Origin of the sequence: Burkholderia diffusa, assembly GCF_902499115.1 — a bacterium.
Lineage (GTDB): Bacteria > Pseudomonadota > Gammaproteobacteria > Burkholderiales > Burkholderiaceae > Burkholderia > Burkholderia diffusa.
In genome coordinates, this window is sequence record NZ_CABVPN010000013.1 from 178,881 (window position 1) to 200,075 (window position 21,195).

Below are 21,195 nucleotides of genomic sequence, written 5' to 3' on the forward strand. Positions count from 1 at the left end.
CCCGGGCAAACTGGACATCAGTGATATATCACAATAATATTCATGAATCGCCCACGCTACCGATCGCCCGCGCCATGATCGCGCCCTGCCTGGCCACCGCGCCGCCGCCCGCATGAACGCCCTGACCGACGTCCTCCACGACCGGCCCGCCGCATCGGCCGTCAGCCTCGCCGACCGCGCGTACGCGCTGATCCAGCGCGACATCATCACGATGCGCCTGAAGCCCGGCGCCGCGCTCAACGAAGCCGACCTCGTCGCCCGCACCGGCATCGGCCGCACGCCCGTCCACCAGGCCGTCCACCGGCTGGTGCTCGAAGGGCTGCTGTCCGTGATGCCGCGCAAGGGGTTGATGGTGCAGCCGCTGTCGCTCGACGACATCGTCGCGGTGATCGACGTGCGCCGCATCAACGAAGCGCATTGCGTCGAACTCGCCGCCCGCCATGCGACGCCCGACGATCTCGCGCGCATGGCCGCGCTGCTCGACGACGGGCAGGCCTGCGTCGACGCGCACGACGTCGAGGGCATGATGGAACTCGACCGCGCGTTTCATCAGGCGATCGCCGCAGCGGCACGCAACACCGTGCTCGCGGAGATCCTGCGCGCGCTGCACGAACGCTCGCTGCGCTTCTGGTTCGTCACGCTGTCCGAGCCGCACCACCTGTCCGACGTCCAGCGCGAACACCTCGAATTGTTCGAACGGCTGTCCGCGCGCGATGCCGCCGGCGCGCGCACGGCCGTCGAACGCCATATCGATTCGTTTCGCGCCACTCTTGTCCAACGTCTTCGCCCCTGAACCGCCCATGACCACCTTCACGCCCTTCCCTCCGCTCGCCCAGCTCGCCGCCGACCTCGCCGCCGGCCGGACCACGAGCCGCGCGCTCGTCGACGTCGCGCTCGACCGGATCGCCGATCCGTCCGGCCAGGGTGCCGCCGTCTTTACGGAAGTCGACGCCGACAACGCGCGCGCGGCCGCCGATGCCCACGACCGCCTGCGTGCCGCGGGCACCGTGCTGTCGCCGCTCGCGGGCATCCCCGTGTCGGTCAAGGATTTGTTCGACGTCGCGGGCCAGGTGACGCGCGCCGGCTCGCGCGTGCTCGACGGCGCACCGCCCGCCAAGGCCGACGCGGTGGCCGTCGCGCGGCTCAAGCGCGCGGGCGCGGTGCTGGTCGGCCGCACCAACATGAGCGAGTTCGCGTTCTCGGGGCTCGGCCTGAATCCGCACTTCGGCACGCCGCGCTCACCGTACCGCCGCGACGTGCCGGGCGACGCGCGGATTGCCGGCGGCTCGTCGTCCGGCGCGGCCGCGTCCGTCGCCGACGGGATGGCGGCCGTCGCGCTCGGCACCGACACCGGCGGCTCGATCCGCATTCCGGCCGCGCTGTGCGGGCTCACGGGCTTCAAGCCGACCGCGAGCCGGATCCCGACGCAAGGCGGCGTGCCGCTGTCGACCACGCTCGACTCGTTCGGCCCGATCGGCCTGACGGTCGCCTGTTGCGCGCTCGTCGACCGCATGCTCGCGGGCCTCGAGCCGCACGTACCGGCCGCGCGGCCGCTCGAAGGCGTGCGGCTCGGCGTGCTGACCAACTATGTGACGGACGGCGTCGATGCCGATGTCGCCGCCGCGCTCGACGCCTCGCTGAAGCACCTCGAAGCCGCCGGCGCGATCGTCACGGAAGTGCGCTTTTCCGCGCTCGACCGGTTGCCGGACATCAACCGCTTCGGCTTCTCGCCGATCGAGGCATACGCGTGGCATCGCCCGCTGCTCGCGCAGCACCGCGACCAATACGACCCGCGCGTGCTTTCGCGCATCCTGAAGGGCGAGCCGGCGAGCGCGGCCGACTATCTCGACCTGCTCGCCGCCCGCCAGGCGATGCTGGAGGAAGCGGCGCACACGGTCTGGTCGCGCTTCGACGCGCTCGTCGCGCCGACGGTGCCCGTCGTGCCGCCGCGCATCGCCGAACTCGAAGCGGACGATGCTGCCTTTACGCGCACCAACGCGCTGATCCTTCGCAACCCGAGCGCGTTCAACTTCCTCGACGCCTGCGCGCTGTCGCTGCCGTGCCATCCGCGCGACACGGCACCGGTCGGCCTGATGCTCGCGGCCGCGCCGCATCGCGACGACGCGCTGCTCGCGATCGGCCAGGCGGTCGAAGCCGTGCTGAACACGATCCGGTGACCGCACGGACGCAATGACGGCGGAAGGTGCCCCGGACGAAGTGGCTGCGGCGGGGTGCCGCATGCGCGCTGTCAGTTTCGTGCCAGATCGTTCGCGCTAAAATCGCGCGATTGTTTATCGGACCGACCAACGACAGGAATCCCGCCGACATGAACGACTCCACGCTCGCACTCCGCCGTGAACGCCGCCTGCTGATGCTGCTCGGATGGGTGTGCATCGCCCTGCTGGCCGGCGCGCTTTATCTGCAGTACGTGAAGAACGAAGATCCGTGCCCGCTGTGCATCATCCAGCGCTACTTCTTCGCGGCGATCGGGATCTTCGCGTTCCTGGCGGCCGGGATGCGCAACTGGCGCGGCATCTGGGTGCTCGAGCTGCTGATCGCGATCGCCGCGGCCGGCGGCGTCGGCACCGCCGCGCGGCACCTTTCGATCCAGATGAATCCGGGCTTCAGCTGCGGCTTCGACACGTTGCAACCGATCGTCGACAGCCTGCCGCCCGCCCAGTGGTTCCCCGGCATGTTCAAGGTCGCCGGCCTGTGCGAGACCGTCTACCCGCCTATCTTCGGCATCCTGCTGCCCGGCTGGGCGCTGATCGGCTTCGCCGCGATCCTGATTCCCGTCGCCTCGAGCCTCTGGCGCCATCGCCGCAAGCTGGCAGGCTGACCGGACGCGCCACGTTCCGGCCGACCGGTCGAGGCCGCGCAGGCGCTTCGCCCTGCTCACCCGGCTGCACCGGCGCAGCCCCACGCGGCCGCACATGCCGGCCGCGCGTAAACACCTACCCCGCCGCAACCCGGATTTCCGGGCGAACGCACCTCACGCGACAGCCGCGCGCACGCCCCGCCGCGCATGCGTTTCGGCCCGATGCCCGTGCATCGGCGCCCCGATCCCGCACGGCGGGCCTATGATCGACATGATCGCCGTCTGATAGCCCGGATCACCGCCCGGCAATGTTTCCGCCGCCTTGCGGTGCTATCTTCGCGACTGGATGGCGATCTACGTGCGCGAGGCCAGTTGCCTCACCTCCTGCGTAACGCGCGCCCGATCCGCAATGTCGACTGGATTCATCATGACAACGCAAACCATCCGCATCCGTCACCCTCATGGCGTCCGCACGTCCCGCGGCGTCGTTCGCGCGCGCCTTCGGCGCACGGCCACCGCACCGAATTCGCAGTCGGGCAGCCGGCCCGCGTCGCTTTCGTCCGCCCTCGTTGCCGCGGCGCCCGCCACCCCGCGCCGCCCGTCGTGCCGCGTCGTCCCGACCGGAGCGTGCTGATGGAAGCCTGGCTCGGCGATCTGCAGCAGTTGCTCGCGCACGGCGAAGCGGCCGTGCTGGTGACGGTGGCGCACACCGACGGCTCCGCGCCGCGCGAGGCCGGCACCAAGATGCTCGTCACGCGCGACACGGCCCGCCATACGATCGGCGGCGGTCATCTGGAATGGAAGGCGATCGAGATCGCGCGGCACCTGCTGAAGGACGGCGCGCACGTGCCCCACGCACGCCGGCTCGAACGGCTCGCGCTCGGCCCGAGCCTCGGCCAGTGCTGCGGCGGCGCGGTCGTGCTCGCGTTCGAGCGGCTCGACGTCGGCGACCTCGGCTGGATCATGTCGCTCTCCAAGCGCGTCGCGGCGGGCGCCGCAACCGTGCGTAGCGTATCATTCGGCCCCTCGCCGGGTGCGCCGCTGCTGAGCGAGCCCGAATCGCCCGCGGCGCGCGCCGATTGCCTGCTGTGGGAAACCGGTGGCGTATCGCTGATGACCGAAACGATCGCGCCGTATGCGTTCCCCGTCGTGCTGTTCGGCGCGGGACACATCGGCACCGCGCTCGTGAAGGTGCTGGCGACGCTGCCATGCCACGTGCACTGGATCGACGGACCCGACGCGGTGTTCCCGCCGACCGACGCACTCGCCGGGATCGGCAATCTCGCGATCGACGCGGTGGCCAGCCCGGCCGATGCCGTCGATACGGCGCCGCCGCATGCGTACTTCGTCGTGATGACGCACGACCACGCACTCGATTTCGTGCTGGCCGAGCGCATCCTGCGGCGCGGCGACTATGCATACTTCGGGATGACCGGCTCGCGCACCAAGCGCGTGCAGTTCGATCATCGGCTGGCGGCGATCGGCATCGACCCGGCCCAGGTCGCGCGGATGCGCTGCCCGATCGGCGTCGAAGGCATCATCGACAAGGCGCCCGAAGTGATCGCGATCTCGGTGGCCGCGCAGTTGCTGCAGGCCGTCGAGGCGAACGCACCCGCCTAGGCTTCCCCTACATTCTGACCGACCAAGAACAACGCCATGACCCCGACATTCAAGGACAAGATTGCCCGCGCTCCGAAAGCGGAGCTGCACATCCATATCGAAGGCTCGCTCGAGCCCGAACTGATTTTCGCGCTCGCGCAGCGCAACGGCGTGAAGCTCGCGTACGAGTCGATCGACGCGCTGCGCGCCGCGTATGCGTTCACCGACCTGCAATCGTTCCTCGACATCTATTACGCCGGCGCGAGCGTGCTGCTGACCGAGCAGGATTTCTACGACATGACGGCCGCATACTGCGAACGCGCACTCGCCGACAACGTCGTCCACACCGAGCTGTTCTTCGACCCGCAGACGCACACCGAACGCGGCGTGCCGATCGAGACGGTCATTGCCGGCATCGACCGCGCGCTCGCCGATGCCGAGCAGCGCGGGCTGTCGAGCAAGCTGATCCTGTGCTTCCTGCGCCACCTGTCCGAAGACGATGCGCTCGCGACGTTCGAATCCGCGTTGCCGCTGTTCGAACGCTATCGCCACCGGCTGATCGGCGTCGGTCTCGATTCGTCCGAGCTCGGCCATCCGCCGACGAAGTTCGCGCGCGTGTTCGAGAAGGCGCGTGCGCTCGGGCTGAAGCTCGTCGCACATGCGGGCGAGGAAGGCCCGCCCGCCTACATCTACGAAGCGCTCGACGTGCTGAAGGTCGACCGGATCGACCACGGCGTGCGCAGCATCGAGGACGCGGCGCTCGTCGAACGCCTCGCGCGCACGCGCACGGCGCTGACCGTGTGCCCGCTGTCGAACCTGAAGCTGTGCGTGTTCGACGACATGGCGAAGCACACGCTGAAGGCGCTGCTCGATCGCGGCGTCGCGGTGACGATCAACTCCGACGATCCGGCCTATTTCGGCGGCTACGTGAACGACAACTACTTCGCGACGGTTGACGGGCTGCAGCTGACGGACGCCGAAGTGCACACCGTGATCCGCAACGGCTTCGAGGCGTCGTTCGTCGACGCCTCGCAGCGCGACGCGCTGATCGCGCGTCTCGATTCGTACTGGCAGGCCGCGTGACGGCTGGCATCGAGGTTCGCTAGACAGATGAAACACATCGACGGCATCCGCTTCGTGGCGACCGGTTTGGCCCTGCGCCACGTCGGCCGCGTGCGTGCACCGCGCACGCACGCGCGCGTCGCGCCAGTCGCCCGCGTGGCGACGGCGTTGTGCGGCGTCGCGCGCCGAAGCCTGTCGTTGCGGCTCGTCATGCAGCTCGCCGCCGCGCCGGTCGCTAATGCCACCGCGATCGCCTTCCGCCGCGCCCCGGCCTTCGCGCTTCGCCGCATTGCGCATGCCCGAGCAGCGCCCGCCATGCCGTCGCCCGCGCGGCGCCGACCGTTTTCTTCTGTTCGCCTTACCTTGATGCAGGACCATTCGTCATGACGCAAACCGCTTTCCGTTCCCAACTGCTCACCTTCAACGGCGACCCGGCGCAGTCGAGCCAGGCCGCGAACCACGAGACCGACGGTCTCCTGATCGTCGACGACGGCAAGGTCGTCGCGGCCGGCCCGTATGCGCAGCTCGCCGCGACGCTCGCGCGCGACGCGGTCGTCCACGACCTGCGCGACAAGCTGATCGTGCCCGGCTTCATCGACACGCACATCCACTATCCGCAGACGGACATGATCGCGTCGCCGGCGCCCGGCCTGCTGCCTTGGCTCGACAAGTACACGTTCCCGACCGAGCGCCAGTTCGGCGATCCGGAACATGCGCGCGAAGTCGCCGACTTCTTCGTCGACGAACTGCTCGCCTGCGGCACGACGAGCGCGCTCGTCTACTGCACCGTGCACAAGCAATCGGCCGACGCGCTGTTCGCGGCGAGCGACGCGCGCGACCTGCGGATGATCGCGGGCAAGGTGCTGATGGACCGCAACTGCCCCGAGTTCCTGCGCGACACCGCGCAATCGGGCTATGACGACAGCGCCGAGCTGATCGGCCGCTGGCACGGCAAGGGCCGCCAGATGTATGCGCTCACGCCGCGCTTCGCGCCGACATCCACCGAGGCGCAGCTCGAGGCATGCGGCGAACTCGCGCGCCGCCATTCGGACGTGTTCGTGCAGAGTCACGTCGCGGAAAACGTCGATGAAGTGAAATGGGTGGCCGAGCTGTTCCCCGGCCACCGCAGTTATCTCGACATCTACGACCGTTACGGGCTGCTGCGCCCGCGCGCGGTGTACGGCCACTGCATCCACCTCGACGACGAGGACCGCCGCCGGATGGCCGAGACGCGCACCGTCGTCGCGCACTGCCCGACGTCGAACTTCTTCCTCGGCAGCGGGTTGTTCGACTTCGACAAGGCCGGCGAATTCGACGTGCCCGTCACGCTCGCCACCGACGTCGGCGGCGGCACGTCGTTCTCGATGCTGCAGACGATGAACGAGGCGCACAAGGTCGCGCGGCTGTCGGGCCACCACCTGACGGCGACGCGGATGTTCTGGCTCGCGACGGCCGGCGCCGCCCAGGCGCTCGACCTCGCCGACACGGTCGGCACGCTCGCGCCGTGCACCGAGGCCGATTTCGTCGTGCTCGACCCGCAGGCCACGCCGTTGCTCGCGCGCCGCACGAAACGCGCGGAGTCGCTGGAAGAACTGCTGTTCGCGTTCGCGCTGCTCGGCGACGACCGTGCCGTGTACCGCACCTATGCGGCCGGCCAACTCGTGCACGAGCGCGGTGCCGCGCGCCGCACCGCCGCCGCGTAACTGACGCGCGCTTGCCCATGCCTGCCCCGGCGTGCGTCGCGAGGCAGGCCGGAGCAACCGGATTCGCACCGCGCGCGCCGCACGCCGTGCTAGAATTCGCCGCTCATTGGGGAGTAGCCGCTCCGCTCGATGTCCCGCGCCAACGGCGCGCATCGTGACGGAGGCGTCCGTCAACAGACTTGGCCTTTCGGCCATGGCGGACGCAGCCACCAAGGCCTGGCGAGACCGATGGTTCACTGCGCGCCGCATCAGGGCCCGGCGCGCGGCGGATCGTCGCTCGCACGCACAACATCGGCCCGTGGAACCCCATACGTGTCTCAAGCCTTCCTGATCTCCACCGGCGCCGTCGCCCTCGCTGAAATCGGCGACAAGACCCAACTGCTGTCTCTCGTGCTGGCCGCGCGCTACCGCAAGCCCGTGCCGATCATTCTTGGCGTGCTCGTCGCGACGCTCGTGAACCACGGTTTCGCCGGTGCGCTAGGCGAATGGCTCGGCGCGCTCGTCACGCCGTCGATCATGCGCTGGGCGCTCGCGTTCTCGTTCATCGCGATGGGGCTGTGGATCCTCGTGCCGGACAAGCTCGATGCGGACGAAGCCAATGCCAACCGCTCGCGGCTCGGCGTGTTCGGCGCGACGCTCGTCGCGTTCTTCCTCGCGGAAATGGGTGACAAGACGCAGATCGCGACCGTCGCGCTCGCCGCGCGCTTCCAGGATTACATCGGCGTGGTGGCCGGCACGACGTTCGGGATGATGCTGGCGAACGTGCCCGCGATCCTGCTGGGCGACCGTTTCGCGCACCGCCTGCCGACGAAGCTCGTGCATGGCATCGCGGCCGTGCTGTTCGTCGTGCTCGGCGCGCTGGCGCTGCTGGGTATCGGGGTCTGACGGACGGAGGTGGCTGGCGCGGCCGGGCGGCCGCGCCGGTGTCGATACCGCGTTACTTCGCGGCCGCCGCGCCCGAAGCCGGCGCGGCCGGCACCGCGCGCTCGTTGGCGGCCGGCGCCGCCGGCCCGCCGCGCTTGTCGACCGGCAGCCGGACCGAGCGAACCGCGCCGTTCGACAACGGGAAATCGGCGAGCGCGCTGCGCGCCAGGAACGGCATCGCATACAGCAACGTGCCGTTGTCGCCGGTCGTGCGCGCGGACACGTTGTAGACCTCCTTGCCCGTCGCGCGCTCGGTGATGCGGATGCCGAGCGTGTAGTCGAACACCTGGTACGTCTGCGCGACATAGCCGGCCGGCATCGGCCCCCAGGGCCCCCACGGGCCCCACGGCCCGCGCCGCCAGTATGGCCCCGGCCCGACGAACCAGGGATCGTAGTAGACGGGTTGCGGCACCGTCACGAGATCGCTGCCGACCGCATAGGTCAGCCCGACCAGATACCGCGCCTGTGCCTGCGGCACCTGCCGGAACGCGTACGCGGACAGCTCGCTCGCGACGATCGGCTCGTAGGTCGACTGCTCGATGCTGTTCTTCTGCGCATCGGTGCGCGTAAACGCATAAGTGCGTGTCGCGTCGCTGCCGCTCCAGTCTGAGAATGCCGTGACCTGCGTCGTCACGTAGCTGGTGCAGCCCGTCAGCAGCACCACGCACAGCGCCGCCGCCCAGCCCGCACCCCGTTGAATCCATTCGTGTTTCATGTCGATCCTCGTCCATCCGTCACCCGTGCGTCGCACCGCGCGAACTGCACGGGATGCCGATAATACGCGGACTCGCGGAACCGGTAAAAAGTTCGCCCGGCACGCAGCCGCCAGCCTTTGTACAATGACCCGGTTCGCCCGGCCCGCGTCGCGGGCCCGATCCCCATTCCACCGATCTCGACGACCATGTCCGACAACGCCTCTTCCACCGTGATCCGCCGCGCCGACTACACGCCGCCGGCCTTCCTCATCGATTCCGTCGCGCTCGAATTCGATCTCGCGCCGGCCCGCACGATCGTCAGGAATACGATGCGCGTGCGCCGCAATCCGGACGCGGCGCCCACCCCGCATCTGGAGCTGCTGGGCGAAGCGCTCGAATTCCTCGGCGCGCAGCTCGATGGCGCGCCGTACGGCGCGGTGCGCGCGCACGAGCACGGGCTGACCGTCGAAAACGTGCCTGATGCGTTCGAGCTCACGCTCGACAGCGCGTGCGCGCCGGACCAGAACACGACGCTGTCCGGCCTGTACGTGTCGAGCGGCAACTTCTTCACGCAGTGCGAGGCCGAAGGCTTTCGCCGCATCACCTACTTCCTCGACCGCCCCGACGTGATGGCCTCGTATACGGTCACGCTGCGCGCCGACAAGACGGCGTATCCGGTGCTGCTGTCGAACGGCAATCTCGTCGACTCGGGCGAGCTGCCCGACGGCCGCCACTTCGCGAAATGGGAAGACCCGTTCCGCAAGCCGAGCTATCTGTTCGCGCTGGTCGCGGGCAAGCTCGTCGCGATCGAGGAGAAGATCACAACCGGCTCGGGCAAGGAAAAACTGCTGCAGGTGTGGGTCGAGCCGGCTGACCTCGACAAGACCCGTCATGCGATGGATTCGCTGATCCACTCGATCCGCTGGGACGAAAAGCGCTTCGGCCTCGAGCTCGATCTCGACCGCTTCATGATCGTCGCGGTCGGCGACTTCAACATGGGCGCAATGGAGAACAAGGGGCTCAACATCTTCAACACGAAGTACGTGCTGGCGAACCCCGAGACCGCGACCGACACCGACTTCGCGAACATCGAATCGGTGGTCGGCCACGAGTATTTCCACAACTGGACCGGCAACCGCGTGACCTGCCGAGACTGGTTCCAGCTGAGCCTGAAGGAAGGGCTGACGGTGTTCCGCGACCAGGAATTCTCGGCCGACATGGCCGCGGGCGACGACGTCGCATCCGCGGCCCGCGCGGTCAAGCGCATCGAGGACGTGCGCGTGCTGCGTCAGCTGCAGTTCGCCGAGGACGCGGGCCCGATGGCGCACCCGGTGCGCCCGGAAAGCTACGTCGAGATCAACAACTTCTACACGATGACCGTCTACGAGAAAGGCTCGGAAGTCGTGCGGATGTACCAGACGCTGTTCGGCCGCGACGGCTTCCGCAAGGGGATGGACCTGTACTTCAAGCGCCACGACGGTCATGCCGTGACGTGCGACGACTTCCGTCACGCGATGGCCGACGCGAACGGGCGCGACCTCGCGCAGTTCGAGCGCTGGTACAGCCATGCCGGCACGCCGCGCGTGTCGGTGAAGGCCGCCTACGACCCGGCCACGCGCCGTTACACGCTCACGCTCGCGCAGGGCTACGGCGATGCGTCGCCGGCCGCGCGCGAAACGCAGCAAGGGCCGCTCCTGATCCCGTTCGCGATCGGCCTGATCGGCCGCGACGGCCGCGACCTGCCGCTGCGTCTCGACGGCGAAGCCACGGCGGCAGGCACGACGCGCGTGCTCGACTTCACCGATACCGAGCAGACCTTCACGTTCGTCGACGTGCCGGAACAACCGCTGCCGTCGCTGCTGCGCAATTTCTCGGCACCTGTGATCGTCGAGTACGACTACAGCGACGACGACCTCGCATTCCTGCTCGCGCACGACAGCGACCCGTTCAACCGCTGGGAGGCCGGCCAGCGCCTCGCGACGCGTGCACTGCTGACGCTCGCCGCGCGTGCCGCCGCAAAAGAGCCGCTCACGCTCGGCGAGAATTTCGTCGCCGCGTTCCGCCGCGTGCTGACCGATGAAAACCTGTCGCCCGCGTTCCGCGAACTCGCGCTGACGCTGCCGTCGGAAACCTATCTGGCCGACCAGATGGCGGAAGCCGATCCGGCCGCCGTGCATCGCGCGCGCCAGTTCGTGCGCCGCCAGCTCGCGACCGCGCTGCGCGCCGAGTGGCTCGCCGCGTACGCGCAGCACGAGACGCCGGGCGCGTACGAGCCGACGCCCGACGCATCCGGCCGCCGTGCGCTGAAGAACCTCGCGCTCGCGTATCTCGCCGAACTCGAGGATCCGGCCGACGCCGTGCGCATCGCGACCGCGCAGTACGACGCGGCGAACAACATGACCGATCGTGCCGCCGCGCTCGGCGCGCTGCTGTCCGCTGCGGCATCGGGCGCGAACGACGCGGCCGCGCGCGCGCTCGACGACTTCTACCGTCGCTTCGAGAAGGAAGCGCTCGTGATCGACAAGTGGTTCGCGATGCAGGCTGCGCAGCGCGGCACTGCCGCGCAGCCGACGCTCGCGAAGGTCCGCAAGCTGATGGCCCACCCTGCGTTCAACCTGAAGAACCCGAACCGCGCACGCTCGCTGATCTTCAGCTTCTGCGCGGCGAACCCGGCGCAATTCCACGCGGCGGACGGCTCGGGCTACGCGTTCTGGGCCGAACAGGTGCTCGCGCTCGACGCGATCAACCCGCAGGTCGCCGCGCGCCTCGCCCGCTCGCTGGAACTGTGGCGCCGCTTCACGCCGGCGCTGCGCGACCGGATGCGCGATGCGCTCGAGCAGGTCGCCGCCGGCGCGAAATCGCGCGACGTGCGCGAGATCGTCGAAAAGGCACTTGCGTAACGTCACGCACGCGATTCGCCTCGCGTGCGACGAAGCCGGCGCCGCCCCGTTGCGGCGCCGGCTTTTTTGTCGTCTGAAGGTTGGCGGGGTCGGAGCCGGACCACGCGTTCGTGGCACCCGGTTTTCCCGCCGCTTCCACGCCGATCCGCCGCGTCACGCACGCCGGAACCCGGCCGAGTCAGCCGACCGACCATGTAACCGGACGAAAAAAGGCGGCGGGTCGGGAGGCGCGCCGGGTAAAATTGCGGCAATTCAAGGATTCTTTGGCCTTTCGGAGTCTGTCATGTCCATTGCCCGCCGCACCACGCTGTCCAAGTTCCTGATCGAGCAGCAGCGTGAGACCAACAACCTCCCCGCCGACCTCCGCCTGCTGATCGAAGTTGTCGCCCGCGCGTGCAAGGCGATCAGCTACAACGTGTCGAAGGGCGCGCTCGGCGATGCACTCGGTACCGCCGGCAGCGAGAACGTCCAGGGCGAAGTGCAGAAGAAGCTCGACATCCTGTCGAACGAAATCCTGCTCGACGCGAACGAATGGGGCGGCAACCTCGCCGCGATGGCGTCGGAAGAAATGGAAACGTTCTTCCCGATCCCCGCGAACTACCCGCGCGGCGAATACCTGCTCGTGTTCGACCCGCTCGACGGCTCGTCGAACATCGACGTGAACGTGTCGATCGGCACGATCTTCTCGGTGCTGCGTTGCCCGGACGGCAAGCAGGCCACCGAGGAATCGTTCCTGCAGCCGGGCACGGAGCAGGTCGCGGCCGGCTACGCGGTGTATGGCCCGCAATCGGTGTTCGTGCTGACGACCGGCAACGGCGTGAACTGCTTCACGCTCGACCGCGAAGTCGGCTCGTGGGTGCTCACGCAAAGCAACATGCAGATCCCGGCCGATACGCGCGAATACGCGATCAACGCATCGAACGCACGCCACTGGTACGAACCGGTCCAGCGCTACGTCAGCGAGCTGAACGCCGGCAAGGAAGGCCCGCGCGGCGACAACTTCAACATGCGCTGGATCGCGTCGATGGTGGCCGACGTGCACCGGATCCTGAACCGCGGCGGCATCTTCATGTACCCGGCCGACAAGCGCACACCCGATCGTCCGGGCAAGCTGCGCCTGATGTACGAAGCGAACCCGATGTCGTTCATCGTCGAACAGGCCGGCGGCGCCGCGACGACCGGCACGCAGCGCATCATGGAAGTGCAGCCGACCGGCCTGCACCAGCGCGTCCCGGTGTTCCTCGGTTCGAAGAACGAAGTCGAGCGCGTGACCGGCTATCACAACGAAGGCGAAGGCAAATAAATTTGCACTGCAGCACTAGACGGAGGTGCGAGACGCCAGTACAATCGCGCCTTCGCGATGTGGCCCTGACAGGCTGCATCGCAGTGAAGTGAAAGCGGGAAGTCCGCCGGATCGATGGTTTCGCGAAACAGCAGCAGCAAGCTGAAAAAATTTCGCAAAACCTATTGCCAAGATCTCGGATTTGACCATATAATTTCATTTCTCTGCTGCCGGTGTAGCTCAGTTGGTAGAGCAGCGCATTCGTAATGCGAAGGTCGTAGGTTCGACTCCTATCTCCGGCACCAAGATATAAAGGCCTGATAAGCATCGCTTATCAGGCCTTTTCTCTTTTGCGGCGACGATTTCCGATACACGAAGTCCTGCACCACCCGCCACATCATTTCCGCTTGCGGGCATCCCCCGACTCCCGCACCGCGCGCCGCCGATTACAATCGCCGGATCACCTGGCCCTCCCCCCCCTCCGCATCATGCGCATCTGGCGCCTCGAGCGACCGAACCTCGGCGGGCAACTGGACGTGTCCCGCGCAACTGGTCTCGTTACCGTGATCGGCGGCAGCGAGCCGAATGCGTTCGCCGCGGAAATCCTGAAGCTGTTCGACGATGCGCTGTCCGTCACGCAGTGCACGATCTTCGCGTACGAATTCGGCAACCGTCCACGCACCATCTCGGTCGCCGATCATCGCGGCGGCCGCTACCTGCGTGACGTCGCCGACACCTACGCGCGGCATTTCTATGCACTGGACGGCAACCAGAAGATCGTCTCGGCCGCCGGTCGCGGCACGCACCGCCACGACGTGGTGCTGCATCAGCAGGCCGGCGACGAGATCTGCCACGACGCATATCGCGCGGCCTGCTACCGCGGCCCCGACGTGTCCGATCGCGTCGCGTTGCTGATGCAGCCGAACGACTCGACCTGGCTGTCGATCAACTTGTATCGCGCGCGTCGCAGCGGCGCGTTCCAGCCACGCGAGATCGCGGCCATCGAAACGCTCGCACCGCTGATTGCGCAGGCCGCGCGGCATCACTATGCGCTCGCCGGCGCGGCGCAGATCGGCATCCCGCAACTGATGCTCGCGCGGCTGCGCGGCGCATGCCCGGCACTGTCCAAGCGCGAACTCGATGTGCTGCGCGGCGTGCTCGAAGGCCAGACCGCGCAGGAGATCGGTGAGACGATCGGCGTGAAGGCCTCCAGCGTGGTCACCTACCAGAAACGCGCGTACCGACGCCTCGGCATCTCGAGCCAGCGCCAGCTGTTCGCGCTGTGCCTGCAGCCCTGAACGTCGACTGCCGATCCTGAACGCGTCGGGGTAAGTCCCGACCCGCCGCCGGCCGAGCGCTGTACCCGGAATGGGGACAGCGGTGTTCGGTACGGCTTCCATACTGCATCCAGCCTGCCGCACGCATCGCGTCGTCGAGCGTGCGCATTCAAACAGTGCAACCTGGAAGCCAACGATGGGCATCGAATTCAAGCCATATCCGTTCGTCGCCGCGCGCCATCCCGCGCACCTGCCGACCTGCAGCGACGGCGTCGACATGCAGCGGCACCGCGTCGCGATCGTCGGCGGCGGGCCGGTCGGCCTCGCGGTCGCGCTCGGCCTCGCCAATCACGGCATCCGCAGCGTGCTGCTCGAAGCCGACGATTCGGTCTGTCACGGCAGCCGCGCCATCTGCATCTCGCGACGCAGCCTCGAGATCATCGAGCGGCTCGGCGCACTCGACGGTTTCCTCAGCGTCGGACTGCCGTGGAGCGGCGGACGCAGCTTCCATCGTCACGAAGAAGTGCTGCATTTCACGATGCCGCAGGACGAAAACCAGAAGCTGCCGCCGATGGTGAACCTCGCGCAGTATCACATCGAGCAGTTCCTGCTCGATGCCGCGCTGCGCCGCCCCGAGCTCATCGAAATCCGCTGGCAGACGAAGGTCGCCGGCGTCACGCGGCGTCCGGACGGCGTGCGTCTCGACGTCGATACGCCACTCGGCGGATACGCACTCGATGCCGACTGGGCCGTGGCGAGCGACGGCGGGCGCAGCACGATGCGCGATGCGCTCGGCCTGTCGCTCCAGGGCACCAGCTACGAAGGCCGTTACGTGATCGTCGACATCGCGCTCGACAGCGATCGGCCGACCGAGCGACTCGCCTACTTCGACCCGGCGTCGAACCCAGGCTCGACCGTACTCGTCCACAAACAGCCCGACAACGTGTGGCGGATCGACTACCAGCTGCGCGACGATGAGGATCCCGAAGCGGCTGTCAAACCCGAAAACGTGATCCCGCGTGTGCAGAGCCTGCTCGACATGATGGGTGAGCGCGGAGACTGGTCGCCGATCTGGATCACGATCTACAAGGCGAACGCGCTGACGCTCGAACGCTACCGGCACGGCCGCGTGCTGTTCTGCGGCGACGCCGCGCACCTCGTGCCGATCTTCGGCGTGCGCGGCGCGAACTCGGGCATCGACGACGCCGACAATGTCGCGTGGAAACTGGCGTACGTGATTCGCGGGCTCGCGTCGGACGCACTGCTCGACAGCTATTCGGACGAGCGCGTGTTCGCGACGCACGAGAACCTGCGCTACGGCACCAAGAGCACCGAGTTCATGGCGCCGCCGTCGTTTGCGTTCGACCTGATGCGCAAGGCCGTGCTGACGCTCGCGGTCCGGCATCCGGCGTTGCGTTCGCTGATCAATCCGCGTCAGACATCGGCCATCGCTTACACGGCGTCGCCGCTCAATGCGGACGAACGCGATGCGTTCTCGGCTGGGCCGGCGCCCGGCATGGTGCTCGCCGAATGCCCGCTGATGCTGCAGACGTCGAGCGACATCGGCAACGACAACGGCGCGCGTCGCGGCCACCTGACCGATCTCGTCGGCTCGCGTTTCACCGCGTTCCGCTTTACACGCGACGGTGCGCCCGATCCGTCGTTCGTCGATCTCGAACGACGCCTGCACGACACCGGCATCCCGTTCGCGCTCGTCACGCTCGCGCGGCATGCGGCACCGCAACACCCGGGACGCGGCGGCTACGATGTCGACGGCCGGCTGTTCGACCTGTACGGCGCGCGCGACGGCACCGTCTATCTCGTGCGTCCGGACGGACACGTGCTCGGCCGCTGGCACGATGCGCGCACCACCGACCTGAGCGCCGCACTCGAGCGCGCACTTCACCCGCACACGTCAGCCGATCCTCAGGAGAACGCATGATGACCGACACCGAACGCGACGTCCTTTACACCAACCTGTGCCGCACGATGACCCGCATCGGCGAAACCGACGCGTCGCTCTTTCTCGCCCGCTTCGCGCTGCTGGCGATCGAGGCGATCGGCGACGCGGCAACCATCACCCGCCTGATCGCGGACGCCGGCGACGGCCTGCCCGACACGGGCGCACCGGCGCCGACGCATGGATGATGTGACACATGACGCATCCCTTGCGCGCCACCATCAATTTCTTACAGATTCATTTCGTAGGCAGACGAATCCCCTGGAAAATCCCGATAAGGGTGCATAACATTACTTAACGATTCCGACCCGTCTATCGCGTTACATTGCGTGGGCGGCGCGGCGGGTCGCATGCCGCCTTCATGCAGCTTGCGGCGAAACAGCCGACGTCCGGTCATTTCGACTCAACACTAGGAGAGGATCACCATGACTCATGGCTTGATTATGTGGCTCATCATCGGCGCGATCGCCGGCTGGCTGGCGGGCCTGCTCGTCAAGGGCGGCGGGTTCGGCCTGATCGTCGATATCATCGTCGGGATCGTCGGCGCGGTGATCGGCGGCTGGCTGGCCGGGGTGCTCGGCATCAGCCTCGGCAGCGGCTTCATCGGCTCGGTGATCGTCGCGGTCATCGGCGCCGTGATCCTGCTGTTCGTGATCCGTCTGTTCAGGCGCGCGGCCTGACGATCTTCTCGCGCACCTTCGGGCGCGCTTTCGTTTCGTAGTTGCATCGAAGCGGCGCGCGGCATTGCCCGCGCGCCGCCGTCCGGTTTCACTGGCGCTTGCCGCGCCGAAACCAGCCGTCGAGCACGTCGGTCGTCAGCAATCCGCTGCGCGCCTCGCGCGCGCCATCGCGTCCGATCCACACGGTACGCGGCATTTCTCCCCGCCATCCCGCATCGAGTGCCGCCCGCAGACGCTCGGGCATCGGCTCCGCGTTCGCATACTGCGCGACCTGCGGCGGCAGGTTCATTTGCGCGAGCGCCTGCGCGATCGCCGCACCGTTGTCGTCGTACGCGTCCATCGAGACCATCGCGAGGCGCACGTCCGGATGCCGGCGCTGCCACGCGACCAGATGCGCGGCGTTCTCGCGGCAGTAGCCGCAATCGAGCGACCAGATCTCGACCGCGAGCGGCCGTTCGAGCGCCGTCGCGTACAACTTCGCGACCTCGGACGCGCGCAGCGGCTGCAGTTCACCGGCCCATGCGGGCAGACTCGCAAGCACGGCGCAGATCGACACCAGCAGCCGTTTCATTGCGCCCCCTCCACGGAAATCAGCCGATAGCCGTCGTTACGCGTACGCCACGACAGGTAGATGCGTCCTGCATCGTCGAGCAGTTGCGGGTTGTCGCTCGCACCCGACGTCGACGCGATCACGCGCGGCGCCGACCAGTGCTCGCCGCGATCGTCCGAGCGGCGCAACTTGATCTGCATCGTGTCGCCGTCGAACGCCTTCCATGCGAGCCAGACGACATCACCGCGCGCGACGAGCGCCGCATGCGATGCCTGCTCCGCCGGTACCGCCGGATTCGCGCCGAACGCCCAGGGTGTGCCGAGCGGCCTCCCATCAGCGCCGATGCGCGAGTAGAACACGTCGGCGCGGCCGTCGACGACGCCGAACCACGCGATGTGGCGCGTGCCGTCCGGCGCGATCGCGAGCGCCGGCCCGTGCTCGGGGCACGCCTCGACGTGCCAGTTCGAGAACGTCGCGCGCACCGGCGCGACGGGCTCCGACGCCGACACGGGCAGCACCGCGAGCGCATGGTCGCGGATCTGCCCTGGGAACACGTTGCGCCACACGGCTTCGATATGTCCGGCCGGATCGATCGCCATCGCGATGCGGCAGCATTCGCATGTGTGATCGGTCACCTTGCGCTCTGGCTCGAACGACGCGCCGCCGTCGCGCGACACTGCGTAGTAGACGGCCGCACCGTCGTACGCCCGCCCCGCCGCCTTCGCCGCAACGAGATCGCGCTTGTCGATCCACGCGATTGCGATGTTGCCGGCCGGATCGACTGCCATCATGTCGAAGCGGTGCGTGATCGCCTGCCGGTCGCGATGCACGGTGACGGGCACGCTCCAGGTCGCGCCGCCGTCGAGCGAACGCGAAAAGCGCACCATTCCGGTGTACGGCGCATCGAGCGGCATCGACCACGACACGTACACCGCGCTACCGTCCGGGCTCGTCGCGAGCTTCGGGCGATTCTCCGCACTCGTGTAGATCGGCTCGGGCATCGCGTTGACGGTCGCAGGTGCGGACAGCGTGCGGCCCGCGTCATCCGAGTGCGCGACGACGACGTGCGCGCCTTCGACCCATGCGACCCACAGCCGGTGCCGCACGTCGAATGCGGCGCCGGTCGCGAGCGGCTGCTTCTGCTGTGCCGGCGCGGCCTGCACGCTCATGTGCGCCGCATGCGGATCGACGGCGTTCGGCGCGTCGTGCGCACCTGCGGGCGACAGCGCCGCGAGCCACAGCGCGCAGCCTGCCGCGAACGATTTCACAGCGACCATTTCAGTTCTCCAAAGAAAGTGCGGCCCGGATACGGGTGGAACACGTAGTAGCGGCGGTCAGTCAGGTTGTCGATGCCGACCGACGCGACCCAGTGACGGTCGAACCGGTAGCGTGCCTTCAGGTCGACGACCGTGAAGGTGCTCGTGCCGCCGTACACGTCCGGATTGACGTCGCTGTTGTCGAGCGTATTGAACTGGCGGCCCGAGTAGCGGACGCCGACGCTCGCGAGCCAGTGTTCGTCGAAGCGGTACGACGCGAGCAGGTTCGCGCGCATGCGCGGGATGCGCGGAAAGCGCGAACCGACGTAAGCCGGATTCGCGGCGTCGGCCAGAATCTGCGCATTGCTCGCCGACACGTTCGCGTCGATGTCGAGCCCGCGCAGCCCGACGCTCTGGCCGCTGAATGCGAGTTCGACGCCACGTACGCGCACGCGATCGACGTTCGAGATGTTGGTGACGGTCGACGCGCCCGACACCGTCGTCTGGCTGTAGATCGAATCGCGCAGGTCGCTCTGGAATACGCTCGCGCGCACGACGCCGACGCCCACGTCGCGCTCGGCCGTGAAGTCCCAGTCGATCGCCTTTTCCGGCCGCAGGTTCGGGTTGTTGTTGACGATCGCGTTGTTCGAGATCGTGCCCTGGAACAGTTCGCCGACCGTCGGGAAGCGCGTGCCGGTCGCGAACGACAGCCGGAAGCGCCAGACGTCCGTCGCGTCCCATTGCAGCGCGACTTTTGGCGACAGCGCGTTCGCGTTGCGGTCCGCGTAGCCGAGCATGCCGTTGGCGTTGCCAAGCGCGCCGCCGTACGCATCCCAGCGCTCGTAGCGCAGGCCGAGGGTCGCGAGCCAGCCGGGCGCGAAACGCCACGCGTCCTGCGCGAACAGCGCCTGCGTGCGCGTGTCGCCCCGGTAGACGCTCGCGAGCGACGTAGTCGGCCCGGTCAGCCAGTCGGCCGTGTTGTACGTGACGTTGCGCAGGAAATAGTTGTCGTAGTGATAGCCGAACGTGAACGCGTGGCCCTTCACTTCCGGCGCCTCGGCCTTCAGGTCGAACGTGCGCCAGCCCGTGCCGTCGCCCTGGAACAGCGTGCCCGCCCCGCCCTGCACGGTCGACGCCGCGCGCAGCACGTCGCGCGATACGTCGTACGCCGACACGACGCCCGACAGCCGCCAGCCCGAATCCAGCCGACCGTTCAGGCCGAGCGCGTACAACCAATTCTCCTGGTCGCCGCGCTGCGGCGCGAACGCGCTCGGCGCGACGGTCATGTTCCGGCCGCCAATCGACACGTTGCCACCGTAGACGGGATTGCCGGCCGCATCGCGCAGGAAGGTTTCGCCGTGCTGCCGGTAATGGTTTTCCCAGTGCCCGAGCGTCAGCGTCGCGTCGACGTGGTCCGTCAACGCATAGCCCATCCGGACCGTCTCGTTGAGCTGCTCGGTCCGCTCGATGGTCTGCGCGCCGACGATCGTGCGCGGCTTGCCGTTCGGCCCGATGTCGGTAGCCGCTCCCGTAACTGGCACCGCAGCGCCGAGCTTCGGGTTGTAGGCTGAATTGGGGCTCGCATACTGCATCGGCTGGCCGTCGTTCTCCAGCCGGTCAAGCGACAGCGAAAACCAGAACTTGCCAACGCGGTTCGCGATCCGCGCGGTCTGGTGATTGCCGCCGAAGCTGTCCGCGAACCCGTAGCCGTCGTGATAGCGCTGCGTGAAGAACTGCGTCGACAGCGACGCCTCGAGCGCGTCGGGGCGCCGCGTCGTCAGCAGCACGGTCGAGCCGATCGCGTTACCGGGATACAGCGCGGAAAAGGGACCATACAGCACGTCGACGCGCGCGATATCGTCGGGCGCGATCAGCGACCAGCGCGGCGGATACGCATAACTCGAACCGAGCAGGTTCGACAGCAGCAGCCCGTCGGCGTAGACGAGCCCGCGCGCGCTCTGCAACTCGTTGAAGTCGCGACCGGCGAACACGCTGTTGCGGTCGCCGATGTAGCGCTTGCGAACCATCAGGTTGGGTGCGTACTTCAGCGCGTCCTCGGTGGTGACGTTGGTGTGCGCGTCGATCTGCTCGCGCGTGATCGACTCGACGACGGCCGGCGTATCGGGATCGACGGGTTGCCGCCGGGCGGAGACGCTGACGGCGGTCAGCGTGTCGCCCGTCGGCGCGGGCGCGGCAACCGGTGCGGCACGGCCGGCCGGGTTGCCCAGACCGCCGGGCACGGGGTCCGCGGATGCGCCATCGATCGTGGCCGCCTGCGCGGCAGGCCAGACAAAAACTGCTGCGCAGGCGAGCGCGAGCCGGCCGCGCGACGGCCGCGCGGGGAAGGTGAACGACATGGATGAATTCCTGAAAACGTGACCGGACGCCGCCGTGCGCGAGCCGACGCGCCGCGCGCACATGGCGCGGCGCGCACATGGCGCGGCGCGCGGATCGGGCCGCAGGCGACACGCGCGCCACCGGAGCGCGCG

General features: G+C 68.1%; 18 protein-coding genes, 1 tRNA gene and 1 riboswitch. Of the genes, 15 read left to right on the plus strand and 4 right to left on the minus strand.

Translation table 11 applies throughout. The annotated features are described in order from the left end of the window. Positions 1-112: 112 nt before the first annotated feature. The 8 genes from BTE28158_RS15425 to BTE28158_RS15460 all read left to right on the plus strand — a co-directional run bounded on the left by BTE28158_RS15425 (position 113) and on the right by BTE28158_RS15460 (position 8,067). Positions 113-793, plus strand: a complete 681-nt coding sequence (locus BTE28158_RS15425; RefSeq protein ID WP_059598990.1) for a GntR family transcriptional regulator — start codon at positions 113-115, stop codon at positions 791-793. 7 nt (positions 794-800) lie between these two features. Further along, positions 801-2,177 carry an amidase gene (locus BTE28158_RS15430; protein WP_059598989.1) on the plus strand — a complete coding sequence of 459 codons (1,377 nt, stop codon included), beginning with the start codon at positions 801-803 and terminating at the stop codon, positions 2,175-2,177. 149 nt (positions 2,178-2,326) lie between these two features. After that, positions 2,327-2,839 carry a disulfide bond formation protein B gene (locus BTE28158_RS15435; RefSeq protein WP_059598988.1) on the plus strand — a complete coding sequence of 171 codons (513 nt, stop codon included), beginning with the start codon at positions 2,327-2,329 and terminating at the stop codon, positions 2,837-2,839. 612 nt (positions 2,840-3,451) lie between these two features. Then, a complete protein-coding gene (xdhC, locus tag BTE28158_RS15440; protein ID WP_151052146.1) occupies positions 3,452-4,438 on the plus strand; it encodes a xanthine dehydrogenase accessory protein XdhC in 987 nt (328 codons plus the stop codon). A gap of 36 nt (positions 4,439-4,474) precedes the next feature. Continuing rightward, positions 4,475-5,500: an adenosine deaminase gene (locus BTE28158_RS15445; RefSeq protein WP_151052145.1), complete on the plus strand. Its 1,026-nt coding sequence runs from the start codon at positions 4,475-4,477 to the stop codon at positions 5,498-5,500. Between the two features lie 27 nt (positions 5,501-5,527). After that, positions 5,528-5,866, plus strand: a complete 339-nt coding sequence (locus tag BTE28158_RS15450; RefSeq protein ID WP_124904397.1) for a hypothetical protein — start codon at positions 5,528-5,530, stop codon at positions 5,864-5,866. After that, complete coding sequence (guaD, locus tag BTE28158_RS15455) at positions 5,863-7,182, plus strand: guanine deaminase (RefSeq protein ID WP_151052143.1); 1,320 nt, start codon at positions 5,863-5,865, stop codon at positions 7,180-7,182. The genes BTE28158_RS15450 and guaD overlap by 4 nt, the downstream gene beginning before the upstream one ends. A gap of 96 nt (positions 7,183-7,278) precedes the next feature. Continuing rightward, positions 7,279-7,417: riboswitch (yybP-ykoY riboswitch) on the plus strand. A 77-nt stretch (positions 7,418-7,494) separates the two neighbouring features. Continuing rightward, positions 7,495-8,067 (plus strand): TMEM165/GDT1 family protein, encoded by a 573-nt coding sequence (locus BTE28158_RS15460; protein ID WP_047900090.1) that lies wholly within the window; start codon positions 7,495-7,497, stop codon positions 8,065-8,067. A gap of 52 nt (positions 8,068-8,119) precedes the next feature. Here BTE28158_RS15460 and BTE28158_RS15465 read toward each other — a convergent pair whose 3' ends face one another. After that, positions 8,120-8,821 carry a DUF4136 domain-containing protein gene (locus BTE28158_RS15465; RefSeq protein ID WP_059680756.1) on the minus strand — a complete coding sequence of 234 codons (702 nt, stop codon included), beginning with the start codon at positions 8,819-8,821 and terminating at the stop codon, positions 8,120-8,122. A 186-nt stretch (positions 8,822-9,007) separates the two neighbouring features. Between BTE28158_RS15465 and pepN the strand changes: the two genes are divergently transcribed. From pepN to BTE28158_RS15500, 7 genes are all read left to right on the plus strand, one after another. Beyond that, entirely contained in the window at positions 9,008-11,701 is a 2,694-nt protein-coding gene (gene pepN, locus BTE28158_RS15470; RefSeq protein WP_151051421.1) for an aminopeptidase N, read from the plus strand. 283 nt (positions 11,702-11,984) lie between these two features. Continuing rightward, on the plus strand, positions 11,985-13,004 hold the full coding sequence (locus BTE28158_RS15475) for a class 1 fructose-bisphosphatase (protein ID WP_059598981.1): 1,020 nt from the start codon (positions 11,985-11,987) through the stop codon (positions 13,002-13,004). A gap of 208 nt (positions 13,005-13,212) precedes the next feature. Beyond that, a tRNA-Thr gene (locus BTE28158_RS15480) sits at positions 13,213-13,288 on the plus strand. A gap of 183 nt (positions 13,289-13,471) precedes the next feature. Next, on the plus strand, positions 13,472-14,281 hold the full coding sequence (locus BTE28158_RS15485; protein ID WP_059598980.1) for a helix-turn-helix transcriptional regulator: 810 nt from the start codon (positions 13,472-13,474) through the stop codon (positions 14,279-14,281). A gap of 175 nt (positions 14,282-14,456) precedes the next feature. Further along, positions 14,457-16,202 carry an FAD-dependent oxidoreductase gene (locus BTE28158_RS15490; protein ID WP_151051419.1) on the plus strand — a complete coding sequence of 582 codons (1,746 nt, stop codon included), beginning with the start codon at positions 14,457-14,459 and terminating at the stop codon, positions 16,200-16,202. Continuing rightward, the gene (locus BTE28158_RS15495; RefSeq protein WP_151051417.1) at positions 16,199-16,408 is read left to right on the plus strand and encodes a hypothetical protein; all 210 of its coding nucleotides are present in this window, start codon (positions 16,199-16,201) and stop codon (positions 16,406-16,408) included. The genes BTE28158_RS15490 and BTE28158_RS15495 overlap by 4 nt, the downstream gene beginning before the upstream one ends. A 237-nt stretch (positions 16,409-16,645) precedes the next feature. After that, positions 16,646-16,900: a GlsB/YeaQ/YmgE family stress response membrane protein gene (locus tag BTE28158_RS15500; RefSeq protein ID WP_059530096.1), complete on the plus strand. Its 255-nt coding sequence runs from the start codon at positions 16,646-16,648 to the stop codon at positions 16,898-16,900. An 88-nt stretch (positions 16,901-16,988) separates the two neighbouring features. Here BTE28158_RS15500 and BTE28158_RS15505 read toward each other — a convergent pair whose 3' ends face one another. The 3 genes from BTE28158_RS15505 to BTE28158_RS15515 are packed head-to-tail and all read right to left on the minus strand — an operon-like array spanning position 16,989 to position 21,063. Continuing rightward, complete coding sequence (locus tag BTE28158_RS15505; RefSeq protein ID WP_124904379.1) at positions 16,989-17,471, minus strand: TlpA disulfide reductase family protein; 483 nt, start codon at positions 17,469-17,471, stop codon at positions 16,989-16,991. Next, on the minus strand, positions 17,468-18,727 hold the full coding sequence (locus tag BTE28158_RS15510; protein WP_151051415.1) for a sialidase family protein: 1,260 nt from the start codon (positions 18,725-18,727) through the stop codon (positions 17,468-17,470). Before BTE28158_RS15510 ends, BTE28158_RS15505 begins: the two co-directional genes overlap by 4 nt. Further along, entirely contained in the window at positions 18,715-21,063 is a 2,349-nt protein-coding gene (locus tag BTE28158_RS15515; protein ID WP_151051413.1) for a TonB-dependent receptor, read from the minus strand. Before BTE28158_RS15515 ends, BTE28158_RS15510 begins: the two co-directional genes overlap by 13 nt. Positions 21,064-21,195: the final 132 nt, after the last annotated feature.

Coding starts and splice junctions, on each gene's coding strand:
- BTE28158_RS15425 (WP_059598990.1), top strand. CDS start 113: ATGAACGCCCTGACCGACGTCCTCCACGACCGGCCCGCCGCATCGGCC.
- BTE28158_RS15430 (WP_059598989.1), top strand. CDS start 801: ATGACCACCTTCACGCCCTTCCCTCCGCTCGCCCAGCTCGCCGCCGAC.
- BTE28158_RS15435 (WP_059598988.1), top strand. CDS start 2,327: ATGAACGACTCCACGCTCGCACTCCGCCGTGAACGCCGCCTGCTGATG.
- xdhC (WP_151052146.1), top strand. CDS start 3,452: ATGGAAGCCTGGCTCGGCGATCTGCAGCAGTTGCTCGCGCACGGCGAA.
- BTE28158_RS15445 (WP_151052145.1), top strand. CDS start 4,475: ATGACCCCGACATTCAAGGACAAGATTGCCCGCGCTCCGAAAGCGGAG.
- BTE28158_RS15450 (WP_124904397.1), top strand. CDS start 5,528: ATGAAACACATCGACGGCATCCGCTTCGTGGCGACCGGTTTGGCCCTG.
- guaD (WP_151052143.1), top strand. CDS start 5,863: ATGACGCAAACCGCTTTCCGTTCCCAACTGCTCACCTTCAACGGCGAC.
- BTE28158_RS15465 (WP_059680756.1), bottom strand. CDS start 8,821: ATGAAACACGAATGGATTCAACGGGGTGCGGGCTGGGCGGCGGCGCTG.
- pepN (WP_151051421.1), top strand. CDS start 9,008: ATGTCCGACAACGCCTCTTCCACCGTGATCCGCCGCGCCGACTACACG.
- BTE28158_RS15475 (WP_059598981.1), top strand. CDS start 11,985: ATGTCCATTGCCCGCCGCACCACGCTGTCCAAGTTCCTGATCGAGCAG.
- BTE28158_RS15485 (WP_059598980.1), top strand. CDS start 13,472: ATGCGCATCTGGCGCCTCGAGCGACCGAACCTCGGCGGGCAACTGGAC.
- BTE28158_RS15490 (WP_151051419.1), top strand. CDS start 14,457: ATGGGCATCGAATTCAAGCCATATCCGTTCGTCGCCGCGCGCCATCCC.
- BTE28158_RS15495 (WP_151051417.1), top strand. CDS start 16,199: ATGATGACCGACACCGAACGCGACGTCCTTTACACCAACCTGTGCCGC.
- BTE28158_RS15500 (WP_059530096.1), top strand. CDS start 16,646: ATGACTCATGGCTTGATTATGTGGCTCATCATCGGCGCGATCGCCGGC.
- BTE28158_RS15505 (WP_124904379.1), bottom strand. CDS start 17,471: ATGAAACGGCTGCTGGTGTCGATCTGCGCCGTGCTTGCGAGTCTGCCC.
- BTE28158_RS15510 (WP_151051415.1), bottom strand. CDS start 18,727: ATGGTCGCTGTGAAATCGTTCGCGGCAGGCTGCGCGCTGTGGCTCGCG.
- BTE28158_RS15515 (WP_151051413.1), bottom strand. CDS start 21,063: ATGTCGTTCACCTTCCCCGCGCGGCCGTCGCGCGGCCGGCTCGCGCTC.